The sequence below is a fragment of the Prauserella aidingensis genome (assembly GCF_024171865.1).
Lineage (GTDB): Bacteria > Actinomycetota > Actinomycetes > Mycobacteriales > Pseudonocardiaceae > Prauserella > Prauserella aidingensis.
This window is the reverse complement of sequence record NZ_JAMTCN010000028.1, coordinates 34,144-59,208: the sequence shown is the minus strand read 5'-3', so window position 1 is coordinate 59,208 and position 25,065 is coordinate 34,144. Positions and strand designations below refer to the sequence as shown.

The following is a 25,065-nucleotide window of genomic DNA, read 5'->3' as shown; positions in this document are numbered from 1 at the left end:
TCCACCCCCTCCCGCCACACCCGAAACGGGCACGCGACCAGTGTCTTGACCTGGTATTTCGTACCCATTTACACCCACATGGGCGATCTGGTGACCACAGAAGGCGACGCGCGCGTTCGCGCTTTCGCGGCAGCAGTACCCTCATATCCCGTGCATGCCACAAGCACCTCGACGGCCACTGATTCCCTCGACGGCGGATCAGGCGACAGCCCAGGGACGAAGTCACCGATGAACGCCGACACGACCGACACCGCACCCGTTCCCGGCAGCCGGTCCTTCAACCGCGCCTTCGACGACATCCGCTCGGGCCTGCGGCAGACGGAACTGTGGGGCCACCTCGGGTGGCAGGACATCAAGCAGCGGTACCGCCGCTCGGTGATCGGCCCGTTCTGGTTGACGATCACGCAGGGTGTCATCGCGCTCGGCCTCGGCCTGCTGTACTCGCAGCTGTTCGGCCTGCCCATCGATACGTTCCTGCCCTACATCGTCACCGGCTTCATCGTCTGGGGCTTCGTCAGCGGTTGCATCACCGAGGGCATGCAGACCTTCATCTCCAACGAGGGTCTGATCAAGCAGATGCCCGCGCCGCTGACGATCTACGCGCTGCGCACGGTGTGGCGGCAGACGCTGATGGCGGCCCACAACGTGATCGTCTACGTGATCATCGTGGCGATCTTCTTCCCCGCGCTGTCGCAGCAGTACGGCATCCAGGACGACGCGTGCACCACCGGTAACGGCCTGTGCCACCCCGGTATCGACTGGTCGATCCTGTCGGCCGCGCCGGGCTTCGTGATCCTGGCGCTCAACGCGGGCTGGGTCACGCTGATGCTCGGCGTCATCTCGACGCGCTACCGCGACATCCCGCAGCTCATCAACTCGCTGATCCAGCTGCTGTTCTACCTGACGCCGATCGTGTGGCCGATCGACCAGCTGTACGCCGGCAACGGCCGCGATGGCGTGTCCTGGGCGCTGCCCATCATCGAACTGAACCCGCTCTATCATTTCGTACAGATCGTGCGTGCACCGCTGATCGGCCAGCACATCGACGGCAAGAGCTGGCTCGTCGCCATCGGCATCACGATCGTCGGATGGGCACTCGCGCTCGTGGTGATGCGCAACTACCGTGCCCGTGTCTCGTATTGGGTGTGACACCAGATGGTCAGCATTGACGTCCGCAACGCCTACGTGGACTTCCCGATCTTCGACGCCAAGACGCGGTCGATGAAGAAGCGGGTCCTCGGCAAGGTCGGCGGCAAGATCGGTTCGGACTCGAAGGTCCCCATCATCGAAGCGCTGCAGGACGTGAACCTGCAGCTCTCCGACGGCGACCGGCTCGCCCTCGTCGGCCACAACGGCGCGGGCAAGTCCACGCTGCTGCGGCTGCTGTCGGGCATCTACGAGCCCACCCGCGGATCGGCGAAGGTCACGGGCAAGGTCGCGCCGGTGTTCGACCTCGGCGTCGGCATGGACCCGGAGACCTCCGGCTTCGAGAACATCATCGTCCGTGGCCTCTTCCTCGGGAAGAGCCGCAAGGAGATGGAGAAGCGCATCGACGACATCGCCGAGTTCACCGAGCTCGGCGACTACCTCGCGATGCCGCTGCGCACCTACTCCACGGGTATGCGCGTGCGCCTCGCACTGGGCGTCGTCACCTCGATCGACCCCGAGATCCTCATTCTCGACGAAGGACTCGGCGCGGTCGACGCGTCCTTCATGAACAAGGCCCGCGACCGGCTCAAGGACCTCGTCAAGCGCTCGGGAATCCTCGTGTTCGCCAGCCACTCCGACGAGCTGCTGCTCGAACTGTGCGACCAGGCCATGTGGATGGACGAGGGCAGGGTGCGCCAGCACGGCCGCCTGCGCGAGGTCCTCACCGGCTACAAGGGCAAGGACCCGTTCCAGAACGTCAGCCGCGAGGTGCTGGAACGCCTCGGCCAGGCCAACCCCGAGGACCTCGCCAAGCCCTCCGACGGCGCCGGCAACGGGCAGGCCACCGGCACGTCCGCCGCCACGGCTCCGGCGAACGGCGGCTGACATGGGCGCCCTCCCCGAAGGCGCGGTCGCCGCCGTCGTCGTCACCCGCAACCGCCGAGACCTGCTGGCGGAGTCGCTGAAGGTCGTCGAATCGCAGACGCGGGCCGTCGACCACCTGATCGTCGTCGATAACGGCCCCGAGGAGGAGTCGGCACGCGACGTCGTGGAGGCGTACTCGCGGCCCGTCACGTACCTGCCGTCGTACCGCAACCTCGGCGGCGCGGGTGGGTTCGCGCTGGGCATGCTGCACGCGCTGGCGCTGGGCGCCGAGTGGGTGTGGCTCGCCGACGACGACGGCAGGCCCGCCGACGAGCACGTCCTGGAGACGCTGCTCGGCGAGGCGGAGCGGCGAGAGCTCGCCGAGGTGTCGCCGATGGTCGTCAACATCGACGAACCCGAGAAGCTGGCGTTCCCGTTGCGGCGCGGTCTGACGTGGAAGCGCACCTCCGCCGAGCTCGGCGAGGACTTCCTGCCGGGTATCGCCTCACTGATGAACGGTGCGCTGTTCCGCGCCTCGACCCTCGAGGTGACCGGGGTGCCCGACCTGCGGTTGTTCTTCCGCGGCGACGAGGTGGAGCTGCACCGGCGACTCGCACGGTCGGGGCTGCCGTTCGGCACCTCGCTGCGGGCGGCCTACCTGCACCCGAACGGGTCGGACGAGTTCAAGCCCATGCTCGGGGGCCGGTTCCACGCGCAGGACCCGGAGAACGAGGTCAAGCGCTACTACACCTACCGCAACCGCGGGTTCCTGCTGTCCCAGCCGGGGATGCGCAAGATCGGCGCACTGGAGATCGCCCGGTTCGGCCTGTACTTCGTGGGCGTGAAGCGCGATCCGAAGGCGTTCGTCGAGTGGCTGCGCCTCGTCCGCCAGGGCCGCAAGGAACGCTTCTACCGCTACTGAACGCCCCCAAGGGAACTTTGGTGGCGTTGAACACAGCCACGCGCCAGCGTGCCGTTGAGGGGTGGTGGTCGGGCCGGCGGGCGGGCGCCCCCGATCTTCCCCTCGCGCGGGCCGGCGCCGTCCGTCACCACTCGGCGAAGCCGCCGTCCTCGTGGCGCCAGATCGGGGAGCGCCACCGATGCCCGGTCTCCGCGGCCTTCGCCACGGCGGCCTCGTCGATCTCGACGCCCAGGCCCGGCGCGGTCGGCCGCTGGACGTAGCCGTCGGCGAACGCGAACACCGCCGGATCGGCCAGGTAGTCCAACAGGTCCGAACCCTGGTTGTAGTGAATACCCAGGCTCGTCTCCTGGATGAGCGCGTTCGGGCTCGCGAAGTCGACTTGCAGGCTGGCCGCGAGTGCCACCGGGCCGAGCGGGCAATGCGGTGCGAGCGCGACGCCGTATGCCTCGGCGAACGCCGCGATCCGCCGGCATTCGGAGATGCCGCCCGCGTGCGACAGGTCCGGCTGAACCACGGCGACGCCCTGCGGCAGAACGTCACGGAAGTCCCACCGCGAGAACAGCCGCTCCCCCGTGGCGATGGGAATGGTCGTCGACGCGCAGATCTTTCCGATGTCCGCCGACAGCTCCGGCACCACCGGTTCCTCGACGAACATCGGCTGCAACGGTTCCAGTTCCCGGCACAGTACCCGCGCCACGGCGGGCGAGATCCGGCCGTGGAAGTCGACGGCGACGTCCCGGTCCGGCCCCATGACCTCGCGCACCGCCGCAACCCGGTCGACGGCTGCCTGGATCTGCGCGGTCGTCTCCAACGGCCGCATCCGCCCGGTGGCGTTCATCTTCACGGCGGTCAGACCGGCCTCGACCTGCCTGGCGGCTTCCTCACCGACCTCGGTGGGCTCGTCGCCGCCGATCCAGCAGTAGATCCGCATCGTGTCGCGCACGGCCCCGCCCAGCAGCTCGTGCACCGGCACGTCGAGCGACTTGCCGCGGATGTCCCACAACGCCTGGTCGATGCCCGCTACCGCGCTGGACAGGATCGGGCCACCGCGGTAGAAGCCGCCCTTCGTCAGCACCTGCCAGTGATCCTCGATGCGTGTGGGGTCGGCGCCGATCAGGTAGTCCGACATCTCGTCGACCGCCGCCGCGACGGTGTGCGCGCGGCCCTCGACGACCGGTTCTCCCCAGCCGACGATGCCGTCATCGGTCTCCACTCGCAGGAACAGCCAGCGAGGCTCGATCAGGTACGTCGTGATGCTGGTGATCTTCACGGGCGACTTCTCCTGTTCGGTGGTGGGTAAGAGCGGCCGGATCAGCCGCGGTGGCCATGTCAGCCGCGGTGGCCGAGGTCCGCGGCGATGGCCGTCGCCGCGGCGCCGAGCCGGGGAACCAGCCCACGGAGCGCGTCGACGTCGGGGGACGCCTGGATCGTGGTGATCGAGACGGCCGCATCGACGCCGGACGACCGGGGCACGGGGATACCGATGCAGTGCACGAGTGGTTCGAACTCGCCCAGATCGGTGGCGTAGCCGCGGTCGGCGGTCGCGCGCAGCTCGGCGAGCAGCTCCTCGCGGGTCGTGATGGTCTCGTCGGTGTGCTGTTCGAACCCGCACCGGGCGATCAGCCGGTCCCGTAGCTCGGGCTCGAGGCCGGCGAGGATCGCCTTGCTCACCGACGACGTGTGCAGTGGCACGGCACGCCCGACGCGCGACCACATCCGCATCGTCGCCGGGTGTTCGATCTTGTCGACGTAGACGATCGCGTCGTCGATGAGCTGCGCCAGGTGCACCGTCGCGCCGACGTCCTCGGCCAGTTCCAGCAGGTGGCCGTGCGCCGCGCCGTGCAGATCCACGTTGTCGAGCGCCTGCTGGCCGAGCTCGGCCAGCCGCAGGCCGAGGCGATACTTCCCGTCACCGCCGCGTGCGATCAGCCCGTCGGTGAGCAGCGGCTGGATCATGCGCAACGCCGTGGAGGAGTGCACGCCCACGGCATCGGCGAGCGCGGACAGCGACCGCGGACCGTCGGCCAGCTGGTGCAGCACGAGTACTGCCTTGGCAACCGTTGTCGACATCTCACTCCTTGACCTTCGACCGCGCAGCGTACAGACTGATGCAGAATTTACAAGGCATTTGCATATATTGCAATTCGCGGACTCACCAGAGGTACGGCGATGAGCTCGACGAAGCCCCCGCAGGGCGGGGCCTCTGACAGCAGCGCCGCCGGCAGCACTCCCGAAAGCGGAGCGCTGCTCGGCGACGCCCTGCGGAGCACTCGGATCGTCGCGATCCTGCGCGGACGCTCCGGTGAGCACGTCGACGCGGTCGTGGACACGCTCGTCGACGCCGGCGTGCGCTGTCTGGAGATCACGATGAACACGCCCGGCGCACTCGCCGCCGTCCGTGGCGCCGTGGAGCGGCACGGCACGTCCGCCGAGGTGGGCGTGGGCACGGTGCGCACGCCGGAGCACGTGGATCGTGCCGCCGAGGCAGGCGCGGAGTTCGTCGTCGCACCCGACACCGACGCCGACGTGGCGGCCCGTGTCCGCACGTACGGACTCGGCTACTTTCCCGGCGCGTTCACCGCCACCGAGGTCACCACCGCCGCGAAACTCGGCGCGACGGCCGTCAAGATCTTCCCCGCGAGCCTGACCGGGCCCGGCTACATCCGCGAACTCCGCGCCCCACTCGACGACATCGAGCTGCTGCCCACCGGCGGCGTGACGCTGGATCTCGTGCGCCCGTACCTCGACGCCGGGGCGTGCGGACTCGGCATCGGCGGTCCACTGCTGGGCGATGCCCTCGACGGTGGCGACCTGGGCGAACTGCGCAGGCGCGCCCACGCCTTCCTGGCCGAAACCGGGGCCGCCGCATGAGCGGGCTGGTCACCCTCGGCGAGGCGATGGCCATGCTGACGTCGCCGATCGTCGGACCGCTGCGGCATGCGCCGAACCTGACCCTCGGAGTCGCCGGCGCCGAAGCGACCGTCGCGATCGGCGTGACCCGCCTCGGAAGCCGGGCCACGTGGATCGGGCGCGTCGGCGACGACGAGTTCGGCAGGCTCATCCGCATGACCCTCGCCGGTCAGCAGCTGCCCGCCGAGCACGTGCTGACCGACGACCACGCGCCGACCGCGCTCATGGTCAAGGAGCGGCGGACCGGAACGCGGACTCGCGTCTCCTACTACCGCACCAGCTCCGCAGGGTCCCGGCTGCGGCCCGCCGACGTCGACGAGACCGCGGTCCGCCGGGCAGGCGCACTCCACCTGACCGGCATCACGCCCGCACTGAGCGAGTCCGCCCGCGACGCCGCGTTCGCCGCGGCCGAGACGGCCCGCGACGCCGACGTTCCGATCTCCTTGGACCTCAACTACCGCCGCGCGCTGTGGACTCCCGACGAGGCCACCGCGACGCTGCGCCCCCTGACATCGGCAGCCACCGTCGTGTTCGCCACCGAGGACGAGGCGCGACTGCTCGTCGACGGCTCCGACCCGGCGCAGCTCGCCGGCGCGCTGGCCGAGCTCGGACCGCGCGAGGTCGTGATCAAACGCGGAGGGGACGGCGCGGTGGCCCTGATCGATGGGGAGATCGTCACGGTTGCGCCGCGGCCCACCACCGTCGTCGACCCGGTGGGCGCGGGCGATTCCTTCGCGGCCGCATACCTGGCCGCCCGGCTCCGCGGCGACCGGATACGGCAGCGACTGGACGACGCGGCCGCCGCCGGAGCACTGACCGTCGCGGTCGCAGGCGACTGGGAAGGCCTCCCCGACCGCGGTGAGCTCGCCGCAGACACCAGCGACGTCACCCGCTGACAGACCGCGCCGACCTGCGCGCCCGAGTCCGAACAGCACGGCCGACCGCAGGTGATCACCGACGGCGCACTCGTCGAACCCCGGGCACCCGAATTCACTCAATGTTGAGAAAAGGAAACCGATGGAAGAGATAACACCGGCCTACGGAGTGGGCCCGCTGCTGGCGATCGCGGCCGGCGCCGTCGCACTGCTGCTGTTGCTGATCATCAAGTTCCGGGTGCACGCGCTCATCGCGCTCGTGCTGGTCAGCGTGCTGACCGCGGTGGCCACCCGGATCCCGCTCGACGAGCTCGTCGACACGTTGATGGGCGGTTTCGGTACCACGCTTGCCGAAGTCGGCCTGCTCGTCGGCCTCGGCGCGATGATCGGCCGCCTACTGGAAGTGACCGGAGGCGCGGACGTCCTGGCCAATTCGCTGGTCAACCGGTTCGGCGCGAAACGAGCCCCGCTGGCTCTCGGCGTCGCCGCCCTGTTCTTCGGGTTCCCGATCTTCCTCGACGCCGCGTTCGTGGTGTTCGTCCCGATCATCTTCAGCGTCGCCACCCGCTTCGGCGGTTCGGTGCTGCTCTACGCGCTGCCGCCGCTCGGCGCGTTCGCCGTGATGCACGCGTTCGTCCCGCCGCACCCCGGCCCGGTCTCGGCAGCCGAGTTCCTCGACGCCGACATGGGCCTCGTGCTGCTCGTCGGCCTGGTGATCGCGGTGCCCACCTGGTATCTCGCAGGCTACGTCGGCGGCAAGATGATCGGACGCCGCGTGGACCTGGCCGTGCCGGCCCTCTCCCTCGCCGGTGCGTCAGGAACCAGCTCGGGCACCGGTGACTCGGCCGGCGGGGACTCGGCCGGTGGAGACACGGCAACCGGGGATCTGCCCTATCCGAGGTTCCGCACGGTCATCGCGATCCTCTTGCTGCCGATGGTGTTGATCTTCCTCGACACCGGCCTGAACACCCTCGGCACCGCAGGCGTCATCGACGCCGACGCGACCTGGGTGCAGGCACTGCGGGTTCTCGGCGCAACCCCGATCGCGCTGCTCGTCACGGCACTCGTCAGCCTCGTGGTGCTCGGCCGCGGTCGTTCCCGCGCCTCGGTGGAGAACATCGTCAACGGAGCGCTGGCGCCTGTCTGCGCGATCATCCTGATCACCGGCGCGGGTGGCATGTTCGGTGAGGTGCTCTACGTCAGCGGCATCGGCCAGGCGCTGGCAGAAACGCTCAAGGACCTCGGCATCCCCCTCATCCTCGCGGCGTTCCTGATCTCCACCGGACTGCGCGTGGCCCAGGGTTCGGCCACGGTCGCGCTGACCACCACAGCCGGCCTCATCGCGCCGACCCTCGCCGCGACCGAAGGCGTGACACCGTTGTACCGCGCCCTGCTGGTGATCACGCTCGCCTGTGGCGCCACCGTGCTCTCGCACGTCAACGACTCCGGGTTCTGGCTGGTCGGCCGCTACCTGGGCATGGACGTCAAAACCACACTCAAGACGTGGACGGTGCTGGAGACACTGATCGGCGTCATCGGATTCGGCCTCGTGCTGGTGCTGAGCATCTTCGCTTAGATCAATTCCCGAACAGCACCGAGCGCCGCCCCGTAGCCGGACCGCGCGCGTGGCCCGGCGGTGCGACCGCATCGCCGGGCCACGCGGCTACAAATACGGTTCGAGTTGGGTGTAGAGCTGGGAGACGATGCGGGCGTTGTCGGCGGGTGCGTACGTGGCCCATTTCTGACCGTCCTCGGCGGCGCGTTGCGTGCCGAGGTGCCTGCCGTCCTCGTTGTCGAACCACATCACGGGCTCGAGTTTGACCGGCTTGCCGCCGTCGCCGGGGACGAACGCGGTGATGAACCCGACGCGGTCCATCTTCTTCTCGAACAGGCGGGCCACGGCGCGTTCCTGTGACGCGGTCTGCGACGAGCGGGGCGCCTGGACACCACCGAAGGGGTCGTATCCGTCCGCGGAGCGTGGTGTGCGCGCGGCGGGCACGGGCACCGTGATCGATTGGCCGGGGGCGGGTTTCGTCAGCGGCAGCAGGTCGACCAGTTCCGCGACGAAGTTCGTGGGCCGCACCTCGGTGAACGTCAGCATGTTGGAGTCCTGGCGCACCAGGACGGCGAACTGGCCGTCGGAGACCGCCCGCGCGTAGATCTCCTCGTCGTCGGAGAGCTGCCCGGCCAGCGCCACGCTCAGCGGCGCACGCATGAACGCCTCGAAGACCGTTTCGGCGTCCGGCTCGAGCCTGCCGCTGCGAGCCAGGCCGCGGGCCTCGAGGTCGCGGTACACGGCCTCGCGCACCTGGTTGCGCTGGGTGTGCGTCGTGCCCATGTGCGGGATCTCGAACGGGAACGGCGACCTTCCGAGCTTGTACTGCTCGAGCAGGATGTCCACTGCCACCAGCGACAGTGAGAACGATTGCGCCATCTCTCCCCCGGTTCTACTCCACCTGCGGCGAGCACGTTAGCAGCCCACCCGGCCCTGCGGAGTCACTCCTGAGGAAGCAGTGACCCCCGCCGATCCGCTGTGGGCGAACCGCCTTGCCGAGACCGGCCGGAGGTGGTGAAGGTGGGATATGGCCGAAACCAAGCCCGCACTCGTGCTGCACCTCGTCAGCGGCGGCGAACCACTGGTGTTCCCGCTGCACGCCGACGCCGTGGACGAGGTGACCAGCCAGGTGAACCTGTACCTCGACCACGGGTCGGTGCAGAGCATCCGCGACGCCGACGACCGCACCGTGCACGTCAATTTCGCCCACGTGGCCGCCGCGTACGTCGACGACCTTCAACGTTCCGGCAAGGTGTTCGGCATGCGGTGACGTCGAGCGCGCGGTGACCCCGCGAAGGTCGGACGGTGCAGGCCGAACACCGCGCGTGCGCGGATCAGAGCTCGTAGAGGCGCTTCCAGTTCTCGCGGCTGGTCAGCTCCGGCATAGCGCGCTTGTACTGCGCCTGCACGGCCTGCCCCTCCTTACGGAGGCGGCTGATCACCTGAACGGCCCGCTTGCCGAGGTCCACCATGCGGTCCTTGTCGTAGGACCGCACCCGCACGCCCTCCTGCGAGGCGTCGGTGACGACGGCCGTCTTGAACAGCGCGACGTGCCACCAGTGCGCCTCGTCGGCCGGGATGGCGCCCAGGTTGAACCGGTGCTTGCCGAGCGCACGGTTCAGGATCCGCTTGACCAGCACCGCACGCTGCATGCTCGGCCGCGGCCCGGTGTTGTTGATGACGATGTCGTTCGACGGGATGCCCGGCACGTTCGTCGGGTCGTGCCGCTTCGTCTCCGGGTACTGCGCGCGGATCTCCCGGATCTCCTTCATCGCGGCGACGCCGCCGTCGTGCAGGATCTCCGGGCCTTCGAGGAAGTCCTCGACGGCCTTGATGAGCGTCGCCGTGAGGCCGTACTGCATGCCCAGCAGGTAGCGCACCACCTGCGCCATCAGCACCCGCGAGAGCAGGTTCACGTCGAACGGGCTGTGCAGCGCCGCCGTGATGATGGAGTTACGCAGGTTGAAGTAGCGGTGCCACTCGTCCCAGTCCTTCCAGTGGAAGTCGGCGTGCCACACGCCCGCGCCGGGCAGCGTCACCGTGGGGAACCCGGCGGCGCGGGCGCGGTAGCTGTACTCGGCGTCGTCCCACTGGAAGAAGAACGGCATCGGGTAGCCGATCCGCTGCACGATCTCGGACGGGATGAGGCACGACCACCAGCCGTTGTAGCCCGCGTCCAGCCGGCGTTCCTGGCGGGTCGGCTTGCCGGTCTTCTTGTCGACACCCAGCAGGTCGGCGGTCTCCGGGCTGTGTGGCACCGGCACACCGGGCTGCAGGGCGTTCAGCTGCGCGTACTCGGCACCGACGTGCAGCTGGTTGGGGTGCAGCAGGTTCAGCATCTGGCCGCCGACGATCATCGGGTTGGCGGCCTTGTTGGAGAACGCGGTCAGCCGGATCACGATGTCCGGCTCGAGCAGCACGTCGTCGTCCATGAACAGCACGTTCGCGTGCTCACCCGCGGCCTGTCCCGCCACCTCGTACAGGCCGCGGGTGAAGCCCCCCGCACCACCGAGGTTGGGCTGCTTGACGTACCTGAGCTTGTCGCCCAGTTCGGCGGCGACCTCGGCGAACCCGTCCCGCGAGTCGACCGTGTCCGTGCCCTGGTCGGCGACGTAGATCGCGTCGAGCGTCTCCAGCGCGGGCAGCGAGTCGGCGAGAGTGCGCAGGTTCGACAAACAGTCGTCGGCGCGGTTCATCGTGCAGATCGTGACCGCGGTCGGACGAACGGTCTCGGGCGCGTCGACGGTCCAGCGCACCGCCGAGACCGTGAGCCGCTCCATGGCGTCGGTCTCCAGATCGAGCCACAGCCCGCCGCCGTCGACGAACTTGTCGAGCTTCGCCTCGAGCGTCACCGTGCGCTGCACGACGTCGGTCATGGACTCGGCGGCGACGGTGCGGGTGTCGCCCTCCACGTCCGAGGCGCGCACCCTCAGAGTTCCGGAACCGCTCACGACGGCCTCGACGGTCACCGACCGCACCGTCGTCCAGCGCTGCCAGTACGACGCGGGGAACCGGCCGAAGTACGTGTTGCCCGTGGCCCTGGCCGACGGCTCGAGGGTCACCGTCTCGCGGTCACGCGACGCGACACCCTCGACCACGTCCAGGTACAGGTCCTTGCTGACGATCGCGGACGGCCCCTCGAACAGGCCGCGCTGAGCGAGCAGTCGCCCCGACGCCGGGGTATGGGCCTGCAGCAGCGAGCCGGCCGTCGCCTCGGTCGTCACTGTTGCGTCACCGGACATGAGGGGCGTCCTCCAAGTAGTACAGGGCCACCGGATTTGCGGTTCGTGGTGTTCACATTGCGGAATCGACGCCTCACCGGCGTCACTCCAACGCGCGAACGCCAGTAAGGTACAGGCCGCCCCTCACCGGTTCGCACCAGGCTTCATCAGCTGCGGGATTCACGAAACACGACCCATTTCAACATCACGAAATTGATCACCGTGGCGGTGCCCTGCGCGATGACCCACGCGGCCGCGACGCGCCACCGGAAGTCGTCGGACAGCATCGCGAGCATCAGGGCGTTCGTTCCGACGTTGACGAAGAACGTCGTGGTGTAGAGCGCGGCGAACCCGCCGATCTGGCCCACCCCGCCCTTTTGGGCCGCGGTGAACGTGAAGCGGCGGTTAAGGAAATATGCGGTCGTGGTGCCGGCGACGAAACTGAGCGCCTTCGCCAAATGCACCCAGGTGCCGCCCTGCAGCAACAACCAGTACAGACCGGAGTCGACCAGCGCACAGAACCCGCCGATGAGAACGAACCGGGCGATCTGCGACACCAGACCGGGCGATGCCGACTTCGCCACCTCGCCGGCGGGAGATTCCATCGTTGTCACCGCTGCACCTTTGTTCTGCCGACCTGCCGTGTTCTGCGGACCTGTCGTGTTCTGCCGACCCACTGTTCCACCGGCATGCGTTCTGCCCGCGTTCCGGCCGTGAGTTCTACGGCCGCACCGATTCCGGGTGCGTGGTTATCGAGTGTAGGGATCGGACATTGTGGCACCGGAGACAGGCCATATCTCGAGATGGTTACCCTGGCTCGAGTGAGCACACCCACTCCCGAACGGCACATCGAACGGCGCACCCTGGCCGGGTGGGGCAGGACGGCCCCGACCACGGCGAACGTGCTGGCCACACCCGACGTCGAGGTGATCGCGCGTGCGGTCGCGCAGGCGGGTGAGCGCGGGGTCATCGCGCGCGGCCTCGGCAGGTCGTACGGCGACCCGGCGCAGAACGCGGGCGGCCTCGTCGTCGACATGACCTCCCTGGACCGCATCCACTCGATCGACCCCGACAGCGCGATCGTCGACGTCGACGCGGGCGTCAGCCTCGACGCGCTGATGAAGGCCGCCCTGCCGTACGGCCTGTGGGTACCGGTCCTGCCGGGCACGCGACAGGTGACGATCGGCGGCGCGATCGCCAACGACATCCACGGCAAGAACCACCACAGCGCGGGCAGCTTCGGCAACCACGTCGTGTCGCTCGACCTGGTGGCCGCCGACGGCCGCGTGCGCACCCTCAGCCCTGACGGCCCCGAGGCCGACCTGTTCTGGGCCACCGTCGCTGGCATCGGCCTGACCGGCATCATCGTGCGCGCCCGCGTCCGCATGACGCGCACGGAGACGGCGTACTTCATCGTCGACAACGACCGCACCGACGACCTCGACGGCACGCTCGAGCTGATCAGCGACGGTTCCGACGAGCACTACACGTACTCGTCGGTCTGGTTCGACACGATCTCGAAGGGCCGCCAGCTCGGCCGGGGCGCGTTCGCCCGCGGGTCGCTGGCCAAGCTGGACGACCTCCCGCCGAAACTGCGCAGCGAACCGTTGAAGTTCTCGGCGCCGCAGCTGCTGACCGTGCCGGACGTCTTCCCGAACGGGCTGATGAACAAGCTGTCACTGAGCGCGATCGGCGAGTTCTACTACCGGTCCACGCCGAAGCAGGGCCGCGGCGCGATCCAGAACATCACGGCCTTCTACCACATGCTCGACCTGGTCGGAGAGTGGAACCGCGGCTACGGCAGCAACGGCTTCCTGCAGTACCAGTTCAGCACGCCGCTCGGCGCGAACGACGGGCTGCGGCGGATCGTCGAGAAGGTGGCGCACTCGGGCCATTACTCGGCGTTGAACGTGTTCAAGCGGATGGGCGAGGGCAACCCGGCGCCGTTGTCGTTCCCGCACCCGGGCTGGATGGTGTGCCTCGACTTCCCGATCAAGCCGGGTCTGGCGCAGCTGTGCAACGAGCTCGATGCGATGGTCCTCGAGCTGGGCGGCCGTCTGTACACGGCGAAGGACTCGCGGACCACGGCCGAGACGTTCCACCGCATGTACCCGCGTATCGACGAGTGGAAGAAGTTCCGCCACTCCGTCGACCCCTACGGCATCTTCATCTCCGACATGGCCAGGAGGCTGGAACTGTGATCGACGCGGTGGGTAACCCCCAGTCGCTGCTGCTGCTCGGCGGCACCTCGGACATCGCGCTGGCGATCGCCGAGAAGTACCTGGCCCAACGGCCGCTGCGGGTCGTCCTGGCGGCCCGGCCGTCGCCCCGCCTCGACGAGGCCGCCCAACGCCTGCGCAGCGCGGGCGCCGAGGTCGAAACCGTCGACTTCGACGCCGGCGACACCGACTCGCACCCGCTGGTGATCGACAAGGCGTTCTCGGGCGGCGACATCGACGTGACGGTCGTGGCGTTCGGTCTGCTCGGTGACGCCGAGGAGGCGTGGCAGGACCACGCGCAGGCCGTCGAGATGGCGACCGTCAATTACACGGCCCCGGTTTCCGTCGGAGTGGCCCTGGCCGAACGCCTCAAGCAGCAGGGTCACGGCTCGGTGATCGCGCTGTCGTCGGTCGCAGGCGAGCGGGTGCGCCGGTCCAACTTCGTCTACGGCTCCACGAAGGCCGGGTTCGACGGCTTCTATCTGGGTCTCGGCGAGGCGCTCGCACCGTACGGCGTGCGGGTGACCGTGGTGCGCCCCGGCCAGGTGCGCACGAAGATGACCGAGGGCATGGACAAGGCCCCGCTGGAGCAGACGGCGGAATCGGTGGCCGACATCGCCGTCGACGCCGCACGTCGCGGCAAGGACCTCGTGTGGGCCCCGGGCACGTTCCGCTGGGTCATGTCGGCGCTGCGGCACGTGCCGCGCCCGATCTTCCGCAAACTGCCGATCTGACGACCGGATCGCGATTCGACACAGCAGCGGCTCCGCCACCACGGTGGCGGAGCCGCTGTTTCGATCAGGGCCGTTCGGCTACTGCGTGACCCAGTAGCCGTAGCTGGTGTACTCCGGGTACGGGCTGAGCAACGGCCGGACGGGTTCGAGGGTGATCTCGGCGTCCGGCCTCGTCACGAACTCGCCGGGAATGTCGAACGAGCGGGTGCGCCAGGCGTCGCGGTTCGGGCCGAGATCCCAGACGCCGACCGCACGCCCGTCGACGCGCACGCGCACGAACTGTTCGATGCCGTTGACCATCACCCGGCTGGTCAGCTTCGCGTCCTCGCCGGGTTTCAGGTTGCCGATGCGGAACGTTTCGCCGCCCAGGATGTACCGGCTGCTGTCGATGACGCCTTCCTGCCGCCGCAGGTCGGTGTAGGGCTGCACGCCGGGCTGTTCCATCTGCGGCGCGTAGCCGTGGGCTTCTTCGGAGTCGAGCGATCCGACGTTCACGTGGTCCCGCACGTCCCCGCGGACCGGCGGGGCGTCGCCGGTGCCCGCGAGACTCCAGTTGGCCTTGCGCACGTTCAGCTCGTCGAACGGGACGATGCTCCAGCCGGAACTGTCGCGCGGCACGTTCAGTTCGAACGTCATCTCCGGGTGCGGTGAGAACACGCCGGTGTCGACGAACGAGTGCATCGCCGCGCCCGGCCACTGTTCGTACACGGCGAAGTAGTCGGGCCGCTCCCCCTCAGGCATGGCGCGCAGCTTCTCGTACAGCGCACCGGGCCCGTGGTTGCTGGCTTCGGCGAACCCGTTCGTGGTCAGGCCGATCGTGTCGACGACCTTGCGCTCGCTGTAGTACGCGACCGCGCCGACGTCCTTGACGCCGACGACGGCGTCGGGCGGCAGGTTGCCGCGCAGCCACGCGGCGACGGAGATGTTCGTGTCCCGGATCGTCGCTGCCTCCCAGCCGAACCGCCACGCCCACTGCGGCAGCGCCATCAGGGAGAACAGCAGTGCGACCGCGGGCAGCAGGTGCAGCGCCGCCTGCCGGAACCGGCCGCGCGCGACGAGACGTGACACGGCGTACAGGCCGATGACCGTGACGACGATGTAGATGGGCAGGAACGGCTGGAAGTACCGCAGCTCGTGGATGAGCGCCGTCGACAGCGTCGACACCGACAGCACGATGCCCGCGAACGCCACCGCCAGCGCCACGGCCAGCGAGCGCCACCGGCGGTGTTTGACCAGCAGGTACGCCAGGCCGAGCACGAACACGATCAGCATGCCGGGGAAGGCGTAGTTCTGGCCCGACATGCCGTTGAAGAAGCCGACGGCGCCGCGCAGGTTCTCGGTGGCGCGTTGGACGAAGTCCCCGATGTAGAACGTGGGCCGGTCGGACATCAGCGACTTCGACTGCACGCCGTTTGCGGAGAACGTGCCGGTGGCGATCCAGTAGAACAGGTACTGGGCGATCGGGGCGATCAACGGCAGCAGCGCCCACAGCGCCGCTCGGGGGCGTCGCGTCTCGCCTGCGCGCCTGCCACCCAGCGTGGTCCACAGCATCGCGCCGATCAGCGCGATCGCCAGCACCATCCCTTCCGGGCGCACCAGCGCGAGCAGCACGCCCACGACCGGCGTCCAGCGGAACCGCCCGTCGGGACGCTCCACCACGAACAGGTACACGGCCGCGACGGCGAGCAGGGCGGTGAGTCCGACCTCCATGCCGCTGGCAGCGCCCCACATCAGCGGGCCGGACGCGGCGGTGAGCACGCCTGCCCACACGCCGACCGCGCGTCCCACGAGCCGCCGCCCCAGGTGGTACGTCAAGCCTGTGGCGAACGCGGTGCACGCGATACCGGTGGTGACGGCGTAACCGAGCAGTCCGTTGCCGCTGAAGCCGAGCAACCATCCGACGGCCAGCACGAACGAGTACAGGATGCTGCTGGCGCCCGTGCTGATCGGGTCGCCCGGGTTGAACCGGAACACCTCGCCGCTGCCGAGCTGCTTGCCGTACTGGAGGTGGATGTAGACGTCGTCGAGCGGGGCGATGAACGTGCCCTGGTTCCACACCAGGTCGACCACGACGAACACCACGGCGACGAGCGCCGCGACGGCGCCGAGCAACCAGGCGATCGGGTCCCGTCGGGACAGCACCCGCCGAAGCCGTCCCGCCCCGCTGCCCGCCGCGGCGCGGTCGGTCGAGGCGCCGACCTCCGCGTCGTCGCTGGTCGGGCCGCCGTCGCTCTGCGCGGTCATGGATGCGTCCGCCTCGTGTGTCGTCGTCATCGCTCCTACCCGTTCGGCCAGGGACAAGCTACCGGGTCTGCGCGAAAACGAAACGTCTGCGTCAACGGATGCGCACCAGCGTGAAGTGGCCGACGCCCCTGGCATCGGAATGCACGGTCCAGGTGTCCGGGCCTCGTCCCGGCCCGGAGGAGTACAGCAGCCGGTACTCCGGTGCGAGTGGTTCACGATCGCGGTCGAACCACAGGTAGTTCGCTTCGAGGAGCGCCGAACCGATGGTGCCGGATTCGGACAGGCGCTCCTCCAGCAGTCCAGGGATGCGCCCGCGGTCGGAGAACACGTCGACGATGCGGCACTCGCAGAAGTACGCCAACGTGCCGATCTCGCCGGGTGAGCGCACCGGGGCATCGCCCACGCGGCGCCCCAGTTCGGTGCCGACGCGGGCGTAGTCCTCGGCGCTCGCCCAGTTGCCGAAGATCGTCGGCGACCGCCACGGCACGCCCCGCTGGGCCTGGACCACGGCGGTGGTGGCGACGACGGCGGCGATCACGCCGAGCAGGCCGATCGCGACGACCGGGTTCGCCCGCCTGCCGACATGACGGGCACCGCTCCGCGTTCCGTCGGGACCCGACTCCCGATCACGGCCGTGCTCGCCGTCGGCGGACGCCCCGCGGCGCTGCCCCCACCAGGCACCGAGCGCGAGGACCGCGCACATGGCCAAAGCGGTCAACGGCGGGACGTAGTACCAGTGATACGGCCCGACGCCGAGCAGTACGTAGGCGAGGTAGTACGCCATCCCGCCTGCGCCGAGGGCCGCGGCGGCACCCAGCGCGGGAGGCTCGGGGACGGCGATTCGGGCCGCCACGGCGGCGAGCGACGCGATCACGCCCATCCCGGCAGGCACGACGGCCAACAGGACGGCGACTGTCGCTCCGTCGAGATACATGCCGATGCCGCTGGCGTAGGTCCACGGGTCGAACAGCCCGTCCTGCGACTGCTTGATGACCAGCGTGTCCGGCACCGCCGACCCGAACACGACCCAGCTGAACACGTACCAGGGCAGGGCGACCACGACCATCGCGACCGGCGCCTGCCACCACCGACGTCCCACGGCACGCGCGGTGGCGACCACGAACACGACGACCACGAACACGACGAGGTCGAGACGCACAAGCACCGTCAACCCCGCGAGCACGCCGAACCACACCGGGCGTCGCTCGACCGTCGCCGCGGCGAAGCCGGCCAGCGCCGCAGGGACCAGCAACACCTCGAGGCCGATCGCGGACAGCACGAACGGATTCACCACGACGACGGCTACGCCGAGCAGCGCCACCGACGTCGGGAACCGCAACCGGGCCGACATTCGCGCCCACGCCCAGCCAAGCGCCGCCGTTGCGCCGACCGTCACGAATCCGAGCGCCACGATCGGTTGCGGGTCCCCGAACAGCCCCGTGATCACAATGCCCAGCGCCAGCAGAAGCACGTTCAGGGGCGAGGTGGCCGAGTTGCTCGTGACGTCCGGGATGAGGCCCCATTGGCCGTACTCGGCGAGATTCCTGGCGTAGGTGAGCGTGATGTACGCGTCGTCGGTCAGGCTCGCCCTCGTGAGCAGAAAGGCCGCCAGCCCGGCGACCGCGGACACGGCGACAACCACCGCCGTGCGCTTGCGACCGGCCATGACTTACTTCCACTGTTCGGCGTAATGAACTCCTGATTCTGCAGTACACGGCCATCACTCCGTGGAGTGACACGAGTCTTTACAGTGCGGGTTGTGACCGCATCCACGACCGCGTCCGGCCGCCCCGCTTCGGACGGCATCGTTCGCCGCTCCTCCGCGACGCTGCTGGGGCTGCTGTCGGCGATCGCCTCTCTCGCGTTCGTCCTGGCGCCCGTGGACCACACGGCGACCACATACACGTGGCCGTCCGGCCAGCCCGAGGACACGACGCTCCCACTGCTGCCCTACGCCCCGCAGCGGATGGACGTGACCTTCTCGTGCACCGACGCGGCCTCACTCGGCAACGGCACCCTCCTGTCGACGACGGGACCCGACGGCGTCCAGACCGCCCCGCGCGGCCTGTCCGTGCGCGTGTCGGAGGGGCGGGTCACCGCCACGCTCGGTCAGAGCCGAGTGGCCACTGCATCGCTGACCGATACCTGCCGATGGCGGGTTGTCTCGAACCCGTCGGGAACAACCGTGCACGTCGACGGACACGAACGGGGCCGGACATCGGAACGTCCCGCGATCAACGGCCTGTTCACCGACATCACGACCGCGACCGGGATGGCGGTGAAGGTCACCCCGGACACGCGGTTCACGTCGGATCCGGGAACCCTGAAGATCGCCGCCGGGTTCGTCGCGATCGGGGCGCTCGTCGGAATGCTGATCGCACTTCGGCGTCGTGAACCGCGGCGGCCGCGGTTGCTGCCTCACCGGTGGATCCGCCCACGACCGTTGGACGGTGTGGTGGCGGGAACGCTCGTCGTCTGGGTCGTGATCGGCGCCGCCACAGTGGACGACGGATACATCGTCACGATGATCCTGTCGTCGGCCGACACCGGCTTCGTAGGCAACTACATGCGGTGGTTCAACGCCCCTGAAGCACCGTTCAGCTGGTTCTACGAGCTGTACCGGCCGTGGGTGGAGATCAGCACGACCACGCTGTGGCTTCGCCTGCCTTCGTTGATCGTGTGCCTTGTTTCGTGGTTGTTGATCGACCGCGTGCTGCTTCCACGCTTCATCAAGGGGCGGCTCACAGCAGCACGCTGGGCCGCCGGCGGAGTGTTCCTCCTGTGGACCGTGCAATTCGGAATCGGCCTGCGCCCCGAGCCGTGGGTGATGCTCGGTTCGCTGGCCACGCTGGCACTGGTCGAACGGGGCATCGCGACACGCAGGCTGTCACTCGTCGCCTGCGCTGTCGTCGCCGCGGGTGCGACGACAGCCGTCACGCCGACCGGCCTCGCCGTCTTCCTGCAGCTCCTCGTGGCGCTGCCTGCGGCCTGGCCAACGGTGCGTGCATACGGGTCGCGTGCGGTCGCCGTGCTACTCGCAGCCGGGTTCTCGGTCCTCCTGCTGATGTTCTACGACCAATCGCTCGACGCAGTCGTTCATGCCGTCGGAGTGCGTACGGAGATCGGCCCCAGCTACGGCATCACCGGTGAAGGACAACGTTACGAGTGGCTGTTCGATCCACTCCAGGGCGGCCTGAACCGGCGACTGCCCGTGCTGTTGCTGTGGTTCGGCATGGCGCTTGTGGCGATTCTGGTCGTCCTGCGGCGGACTCCGAGGGTGGCCACGGCACCGACGCGACGTCTTCTGATCGCATCGGTCCTCTACTTCGCCGCACTGGCACTGACCCCCACGAAGTACACCCATCATTTCGGCGTCCTCGCCGGGATTGCGACCTTGCTTGTCGCCGTGGTCGTGCACGCCATCGCACGCAAAGCGTTGCAGCGCAGCTGGCAGTTGTCGTTGGCGTGCGCAGGCCTGGCGATCACCGTGTGGGTCGGCATCGGCGCTCCGTTGCGGTGGTGGTTCCTCGGTGGGCTGAACGTCAAGTGGTCGGACGTCCCGCCCGGTGTGGCCGGCATCGATGCAGCCGACCTGGCGTTGTGCGCCGGGTTGGTGCTGGCCGTCGCTGGACTCGCCGGTGCCTGGCGTTGGCTCCGGACACCTGCATGGTTCGTACCCGTGGTCGCCTTCGGCGTGGTCGTGGTCGAACTCGGCACGATGGCGTATGCGATGGTGCCGCGCGCAGCTACCTACACGACCGGAGCGGCGAATGTCGCCGCGTTGAGTGGCGATCCGTGCGGCATCGAAGAATGGCTTCGTGTCGAACCGGACATCTCGGCAGGCATGCTTCACAGCATCGGGCTCCCTACGGTGAACGGTTTCGCCACGAACGGCTCCTTTCCAAGGCAAGGGCTACCCGAGCCATACGGCAGCGCGGAAGCCCCCGTGTGGCATAGCAATGGGCGCACCGGCAAAGTCACGACGTCCTGGCATCAGCTGACCGACGGCAGCGACTCCCCCGCCGCACCGCCTGTGGTTGTTCCTGTACGAGGCACCGGGGCCGTATCGGCAAGGGTGGAATTCGGCGACAGGACCGGAAAAGTCCTCCGATCTGAGCATGTTCCTCTCGCGCCGGAGTGGGCCGAAGCACGGTTCGACCCACGGAACGCAGCGGTGGTCAGGTTGAGACTCGTCGACGAACGTCCCGGCGACGGCTGGGTCGCAGCCGGCGCACCACGGTTACCGAAGACGGTCCCTTCGACCGATCTCGTGCCCGCATCGGAGCCCGTCATACTCGACTGGGTGGGAGCCTTCACGATGCCGTGCCGCCGCCCACCGTCAGTGGCTGACGGCACCGTCGAACCGGTCCGCTATCGATTCGCGTCCGGACCGTCCATCCGCGACGTCGGCAGCGTTTCCTATATTCCGAGCCAGGGCGGACCCTATGCTCCGCTGATGCAACTCGCAACGGAGACACCGATTCCGACGTACCTTCGCGGCGACAAGCTTTCCGAACCGATCAGCGTGTTCCGACTCGACTATCCTGCGCCGATGCGTGGTCTCCGGATGACGCAGGCGCACCGCTAGAACCGTTTCCGGAACCGCACCGGTTCGCGCGCCGCCTCCGCTTCCGCGACCGACGGCCACGTGTGGGCCCCGAGTTCGGACCGTTCTCACCGCCGGCTTTCGCGCCCGCACGGTCGCCTGCTGCGGCGCCGTCGCACAACTCCACAGGGGGACGGCTGCTATGACGTGCACCGCGCGGTGTCGTGATGTGGAGGGTGCCGTCGGGCTCGACTTCGAAATGCCACCCGGCGGTGTGTTTGACGACGTGGTGGTGTCGGCACAGCCCTATCAGGTTCGCCGCACAAGTCGGTCCGTCGCACCCGTGTGGCGTGACGTGGTCGAGGTCGACGTACGCGGCCGGGCGGTGACAACCGGGAAACCGGCATTCCTTGTCGCGCACCTTCACGTAGTCGGCCACCGCCTTCGTCGGCCGGTACCGCTTACGACCGACCTCGAGAGGTGCACCGTTGAGCGGATCGGTCACCACCCGGCGCCAGGTGGACGTAGGGTCCTCCGCAATCCGGCGGGCGACCGTCGCCGGTATCGGGCCGTGGCCTGCAAGGTGCGCCGGATTGTCGGCAAGCCCCATCAACGTCGGCAGGTCGACATGCACATAAATCTCCGCCCTTGCAGTGCCCGGTCGATCACCGGCACGGCCCACCACACACTCCGCGAGCTTGTCGGCCCGCAGCTGATCCATGGTTCGCGCGTCACCGCGGTTGCGCGCCGATCTGGCCATCCGGTCGAGAGTCGCGTACGTCGCCGACGCCGCTTCTGCTGGCAGCGTCGCCGAGATCGAGGCCATGGCATCTTCGCGATGCACGATCGCGACTTTCCGACGCTCGCGCCGTTGCGCGGCACGTAACGCGGCGCCGTCCGGGTCGACCTTGTGCACAGCTCGATAGGCGATGCGCCGAATCGAACCGGCATCACGTCCCACGAGCTTTCCTGCGACCATCTCGTCGACTCTGTCGGCCTGGTCCCCGGACAGCATGTCTGTCTGATCGACCACCTTCGCAGCCTTCGGCAAGTCGATGTCGCCATCGGCCAAGGCCCGCAGCGTGCGAGGTAGCCGTGTGGTCAATTGTTTCGCCCGGGCAAATTCTCGACGTATGACATGCTCCGACTCCGCCAAAGCCACGGCCAGCTCGGCCGCAACCGGTTCACCACCGGCCACATCCGGGCCATCCGCGACGAGAGCCCCGAGCTCGCGCACATAATCAGCCTGTGCCTGTGCAATACGTCTTCGTGCACGGACTACGACATCGAGATCCATGTATCCCCCTTCGTTCGCGTTGCCCATGAAAGTACATATAGGATCAATGATCAGTCAAACCTGCGTTCGATAACACTATCGGGCTATGGACTCATCGGTTCCGGTTCGGTTGAATCGCACGGACACCGAGCCCCGGACACCGGAACGAGCGCTGCCGGCCAACGGACCACCTGTACAACACACCACCGACAGTCTTGGAACACGAGGAGTTCGAGGCACACCGAGGCAGCCCGATGCGCCGACCGATGCCTACGGCACTGTCTCTCTACAAAGGAGGAATCATGGCGCCCGACAGTGATGTCACCATGCGAAGACCAAAGGCCGCCGGCACAGGCGCCGGACGTCGACGGGAATCCCGCCATCGCCCGGTGCTCCGGACGACCGGCAAGCCTGGGCGCGCCCGACCCAGTCGCCAGCGAGCACCTTCACGCCCGCGAACAAGCGCAAGCACAGGTTTCCGGCAATCCGAAGGACACCCGACCACGACCACGCGACGCCGCCACGCCGCCACGCCGCTACTGGTCAGCGTACGGCGATCACCACGTACGGCCCCACATCGCGCTTCTCGAACCGCGGTGAATCGAACAGCGACGGCTCGAACGTGACCTTACGGCCGAGGGCCGCGGTCTTCCGCGGGAACGTGTCGTACTTGACGGTGTAGAAGTAGTTTCCGTCCTCGCCCTTCTTGAGTACGACCATGGTCGGCGGAATGAAGGGGCCGTCGTGCATTCGCTGGTACAGCTCCTGCGGGTTGTTCGATTCGGCCCAGCTGTCGATCTCCTCCGCGCGTTCGTCGTGCCGCGACAGCGGGTTGGTGTAGTGCGGCCGATGGTCGTGGAACAGCCAGAACGGGCGGAAGACGAGCATGTGGTGCTGTTCGGACAGGACCGTCTCACGCTCCGGCGTGCCCGTGCCGAGCTCGTCGACGGCGGCCAGCAGTTTGCCGCTCCAGATTCCCTCGTCCTCTTCCTCCGAAGGAATGTGGTGCCGACTCTCCGGTGTCCTACCGTTCGGGTAGTAGTCGGACAACGCGGGTTCGAACCCTTCCTGCATCGGGCCGCGCAAGCTGTCCTGCAGAACGCCCACCCCGAGCCCGATCGCCACGACGGCAACGACGGCGGTGATCTGCGTTCGCCATTCGTGCCACCGGCCCAGGCCCCAGTTCAGAAGGTCTGTCGCGGCGAACACCCCCGCGACCGCCAGCGTGACCTTCAGCGTCACGTTGAACCTGAACGCCAACAGCGTGGTGTCGAATGCCAACGCCAACGTGGACAGAACGAACCACAGGTAGACGGCGCCGGCCGTCATCAGTACGACGAGGGCAACCCGATGAGCACGCACCCGCACGACCGCCCATGCCAGCCCGGCCAGGCACAACAGACCGATCGGTCCGTTCGGTTTGAAGGGCGTGGGGAAGTATGCACTCGTCGCCGGGAGGTAGCGCGCCGCCACGTTCTCTGCTCCGAGACCTCCTCCGAACAGATAAGGCGCCCACACGACGAGCATCAGAACTGCCGACAGGACGGCGACGACCGCGACCCTGCCGACCAGGCTGCGGACGACCTCGCCCCGGGATGTCCCGGTGCGCACCCGCAACACCCCGGCGACGACAGCCAACAACACGACCAGCATCGCACCGAAGGCCAGATGCAACGTGTACGTCATCGCGCACACGCCCAGATAGATGCCGGTGAGCACCAGCGGCCAGCGCGGCGTACGCGGGCTTCGCAACGCGTTCCACGTCAGCACCAGTACCGGCAGAAGCCATGCCGTGGTCGGCCACGCGTACGGCTCGCCGACACCCGGCACGTGCAATCCCATGAGCAGCGTGGCCAGGCTCGCGAGCACGGCCATCCGCCGACGCACCACGAACCGCCACAGCACGAACGTCACGGCTGCGACGACGGCTATCGTCGTGATCGAGAATGGCTTGTAGGCCTCCCACCCCTGCAGGTCGAACAAGTTGGCGAAGCGCCCGCCGAGCCAGAACCACCCGGCTGGGTAGAACGGCGGAAGGCCCTCGTAGTTGAAGTCCGCAAGCCCCCAACCGGAGGCCATACGCTCCATGTACCGGAGTCGAAACTCGTTGTCACCGCTCGTCCCGCCCAGGTAGTAGCGGGTCGACAACAACGGCAGCGCGAGCGTCAACGTCGCCAGCGTCGCGAATCCACCGGTCGCGCCTGCGAACTTGACCCACCACGGCGCTGTGGTCACGCAGCGCACGGCGAGGCCGCCGACCAGGCAAACGATGAGCCCCGCGCCGATCAACGACAGTGCGGCGTTGGGGACGTACGTATCCGGGACCAGGTTCGGCGCGCGGCCCACGACGAACTGGAGGAGCAGGCTGACCGCGGAGGCCCCGACGATGGCGATCAGCAGTTCCGCGGTGACGCGGCCAGGGCCGGGAAGTGGCACGGACGGTACGTGGCTCCAGCGCCCCCGGGCCTCGCCTCGAGTGACCTGGGCGTCCGCGTTCGAGGCGGCGTGCTCTGGCTGCGTCACGGTGGCGTCATCCGTCGCGGAAGTCGA

At 68.4% G+C, this 25,065-nt stretch carries 19 protein-coding genes; 10 read left to right on the top strand and 9 right to left on the bottom strand.

The features are described from left to right. Positions 1 to 150: 150 nt before the first annotated feature. From wzm to glfT1, 3 genes are read left to right on the top strand one after another with little or no spacing between them, the layout of a single operon-like run. Positions 151 to 1,149, top strand: coding sequence for a galactan export ABC transporter permease subunit Wzm/RfbD (gene wzm, locus LY13_RS21735; protein WP_372493874.1), 999 nt, complete (start codon positions 151 to 153; stop codon positions 1,147 to 1,149). Between the two features lie 6 nt (positions 1,150 to 1,155). Next, positions 1,156 to 2,034, top strand: a complete 879-nt coding sequence (gene wzt, locus LY13_RS21730; RefSeq protein WP_253830459.1) for a galactan export ABC transporter ATP-binding subunit Wzt/RfbE — start codon at positions 1,156 to 1,158, stop codon at positions 2,032 to 2,034. A 1-nt stretch (position 2,035) separates the two neighbouring features. After that, a complete protein-coding gene (glfT1, locus tag LY13_RS21725; protein ID WP_253830458.1) occupies positions 2,036 to 2,935 on the top strand; it encodes a galactofuranosyltransferase GlfT1 in 900 nt (299 codons plus the stop codon). A 124-nt stretch (positions 2,936 to 3,059) separates the two neighbouring features. Here the strand turns inward: glfT1 and dgoD are convergent, their stop codons facing one another. Beyond that, a complete protein-coding gene (dgoD, locus tag LY13_RS21720; RefSeq protein WP_253830457.1) occupies positions 3,060 to 4,205 on the bottom strand; it encodes a galactonate dehydratase in 1,146 nt (381 codons plus the stop codon). Between the two features lie 59 nt (positions 4,206 to 4,264). Next, positions 4,265 to 5,005: an IclR family transcriptional regulator gene (locus LY13_RS21715; RefSeq protein ID WP_253830456.1), complete on the bottom strand. Its 741-nt coding sequence runs from the start codon at positions 5,003 to 5,005 to the stop codon at positions 4,265 to 4,267. Positions 5,006 to 5,104: 99 nt separating this feature from the next. On the opposite strand from LY13_RS21715, the gene LY13_RS21710 reads away from it, so the two are divergent. The 3 genes from LY13_RS21710 to LY13_RS21700 all read left to right on the top strand — a co-directional run bounded on the left by LY13_RS21710 (position 5,105) and on the right by LY13_RS21700 (position 8,296). Continuing rightward, positions 5,105 to 5,806 (top strand): bifunctional 4-hydroxy-2-oxoglutarate aldolase/2-dehydro-3-deoxy-phosphogluconate aldolase, encoded by a 702-nt coding sequence (locus LY13_RS21710; RefSeq protein WP_253830455.1) that lies wholly within the window; start codon positions 5,105 to 5,107, stop codon positions 5,804 to 5,806. Next, the gene (locus LY13_RS21705; RefSeq protein ID WP_253830454.1) at positions 5,803 to 6,741 is read left to right on the top strand and encodes a sugar kinase; all 939 of its coding nucleotides are present in this window, start codon (positions 5,803 to 5,805) and stop codon (positions 6,739 to 6,741) included. Before LY13_RS21710 ends, LY13_RS21705 begins: the two co-directional genes overlap by 4 nt. Before the next feature lie 121 nt (positions 6,742 to 6,862). Further along, the gene (locus LY13_RS21700; RefSeq protein ID WP_253830453.1) at positions 6,863 to 8,296 is read left to right on the top strand and encodes a GntP family permease; all 1,434 of its coding nucleotides are present in this window, start codon (positions 6,863 to 6,865) and stop codon (positions 8,294 to 8,296) included. Between the two features lie 87 nt (positions 8,297 to 8,383). Here LY13_RS21700 and LY13_RS21695 read toward each other — a convergent pair whose 3' ends face one another. Beyond that, positions 8,384 to 9,154, bottom strand: coding sequence for an ESX secretion-associated protein EspG (locus LY13_RS21695; RefSeq protein ID WP_253830452.1), 771 nt, complete (start codon positions 9,152 to 9,154; stop codon positions 8,384 to 8,386). A gap of 148 nt (positions 9,155 to 9,302) precedes the next feature. On the opposite strand from LY13_RS21695, the gene LY13_RS21690 reads away from it, so the two are divergent. Continuing rightward, entirely contained in the window at positions 9,303 to 9,545 is a 243-nt protein-coding gene (locus tag LY13_RS21690) for a hypothetical protein (RefSeq protein ID WP_253830451.1), read from the top strand. A gap of 64 nt (positions 9,546 to 9,609) precedes the next feature. Here LY13_RS21690 and LY13_RS21685 read toward each other — a convergent pair whose 3' ends face one another. Both LY13_RS21685 and LY13_RS21680 read right to left on the bottom strand, forming a co-directional pair. Continuing rightward, the gene (locus tag LY13_RS21685; protein ID WP_253830450.1) at positions 9,610 to 11,517 is read right to left on the bottom strand and encodes a glycosyltransferase; all 1,908 of its coding nucleotides are present in this window, start codon (positions 11,515 to 11,517) and stop codon (positions 9,610 to 9,612) included. Positions 11,518 to 11,663: 146 nt separating this feature from the next. Then, positions 11,664 to 12,101, bottom strand: a complete 438-nt coding sequence (locus LY13_RS21680; protein WP_253830470.1) for a GtrA family protein — start codon at positions 12,099 to 12,101, stop codon at positions 11,664 to 11,666. Between the two features lie 198 nt (positions 12,102 to 12,299). On the opposite strand from LY13_RS21680, the gene dprE1 reads away from it, so the two are divergent. Both dprE1 and dprE2 read left to right on the top strand, forming a co-directional pair. After that, positions 12,300 to 13,697, top strand: a complete 1,398-nt coding sequence (gene dprE1, locus LY13_RS21675) for a decaprenylphosphoryl-beta-D-ribose oxidase (protein ID WP_253830449.1) — start codon at positions 12,300 to 12,302, stop codon at positions 13,695 to 13,697. Continuing rightward, on the top strand, positions 13,694 to 14,449 hold the full coding sequence (dprE2, locus tag LY13_RS21670) for a decaprenylphospho-beta-D-erythro-pentofuranosid-2-ulose 2-reductase (RefSeq protein WP_253830448.1): 756 nt from the start codon (positions 13,694 to 13,696) through the stop codon (positions 14,447 to 14,449). Before dprE1 ends, dprE2 begins: the two co-directional genes overlap by 4 nt. 78 nt (positions 14,450 to 14,527) lie before the next feature. Here the strand turns inward: dprE2 and LY13_RS21665 are convergent, their stop codons facing one another. Further along, entirely contained in the window at positions 14,528 to 16,723 is a 2,196-nt protein-coding gene (locus LY13_RS21665) for an ArnT family glycosyltransferase (RefSeq protein ID WP_253830447.1), read from the bottom strand. Between the two features lie 61 nt (positions 16,724 to 16,784). Next, positions 16,785 to 18,359, bottom strand: a complete 1,575-nt coding sequence (locus LY13_RS21660) for a hypothetical protein (protein WP_253830446.1) — start codon at positions 18,357 to 18,359, stop codon at positions 16,785 to 16,787. Positions 18,360 to 18,425: 66 nt separating this feature from the next. Here LY13_RS21660 and LY13_RS21655 point away from each other — a divergent pair, with 66 nt between their 5' ends. Continuing rightward, a complete protein-coding gene (locus tag LY13_RS21655) occupies positions 18,426 to 21,281 on the top strand; it encodes an arabinosyltransferase domain-containing protein (RefSeq protein ID WP_308216381.1) in 2,856 nt (951 codons plus the stop codon). Here the strand turns inward: LY13_RS21655 and LY13_RS21650 are convergent. Then, positions 21,214 to 22,563 (bottom strand): HNH endonuclease signature motif containing protein, encoded by a 1,350-nt coding sequence (locus LY13_RS21650; protein ID WP_253830445.1) that lies wholly within the window; start codon positions 22,561 to 22,563, stop codon positions 21,214 to 21,216. The two genes, LY13_RS21655 and LY13_RS21650, sit on opposite strands and share 68 nt — an antisense overlap. A gap of 495 nt (positions 22,564 to 23,058) precedes the next feature. Beyond that, on the bottom strand, positions 23,059 to 25,038 hold the full coding sequence (locus LY13_RS21645) for an arabinofuranosyltransferase (protein ID WP_253830444.1): 1,980 nt from the start codon (positions 25,036 to 25,038) through the stop codon (positions 23,059 to 23,061). Positions 25,039 to 25,065 lie beyond the last annotated feature (27 nt).

Coding starts and splice junctions, on each gene's coding strand:
- LY13_RS21665 (WP_253830447.1), bottom strand. CDS start 16,723: ATGACGACGACACACGAGGCGGACGCATCCATGACCGCGCAGAGCGAC.
- glfT1 (WP_253830458.1), top strand. CDS start 2,036: ATGGGCGCCCTCCCCGAAGGCGCGGTCGCCGCCGTCGTCGTCACCCGC.
- LY13_RS21700 (WP_253830453.1), top strand. CDS start 6,863: ATGGAAGAGATAACACCGGCCTACGGAGTGGGCCCGCTGCTGGCGATC.
- wzt (WP_253830459.1), top strand. CDS start 1,156: ATGGTCAGCATTGACGTCCGCAACGCCTACGTGGACTTCCCGATCTTC.
- LY13_RS21695 (WP_253830452.1), bottom strand. CDS start 9,154: ATGGCGCAATCGTTCTCACTGTCGCTGGTGGCAGTGGACATCCTGCTC.
- LY13_RS21705 (WP_253830454.1), top strand. CDS start 5,803: ATGAGCGGGCTGGTCACCCTCGGCGAGGCGATGGCCATGCTGACGTCG.
- LY13_RS21710 (WP_253830455.1), top strand. CDS start 5,105: ATGAGCTCGACGAAGCCCCCGCAGGGCGGGGCCTCTGACAGCAGCGCC.
- dprE1 (WP_253830449.1), top strand. CDS start 12,300: ATGGTTACCCTGGCTCGAGTGAGCACACCCACTCCCGAACGGCACATC.
- LY13_RS21685 (WP_253830450.1), bottom strand. CDS start 11,517: ATGTCCGGTGACGCAACAGTGACGACCGAGGCGACGGCCGGCTCGCTG.
- LY13_RS21690 (WP_253830451.1), top strand. CDS start 9,303: ATGGCCGAAACCAAGCCCGCACTCGTGCTGCACCTCGTCAGCGGCGGC.
- LY13_RS21680 (WP_253830470.1), bottom strand. CDS start 12,101: ATGGAATCTCCCGCCGGCGAGGTGGCGAAGTCGGCATCGCCCGGTCTG.
- LY13_RS21660 (WP_253830446.1), bottom strand. CDS start 18,359: ATGGCCGGTCGCAAGCGCACGGCGGTGGTTGTCGCCGTGTCCGCGGTC.
- LY13_RS21650 (WP_253830445.1), bottom strand. CDS start 22,563: ATGGGCAACGCGAACGAAGGGGGATACATGGATCTCGATGTCGTAGTC.
- LY13_RS21715 (WP_253830456.1), bottom strand. CDS start 5,005: ATGTCGACAACGGTTGCCAAGGCAGTACTCGTGCTGCACCAGCTGGCC.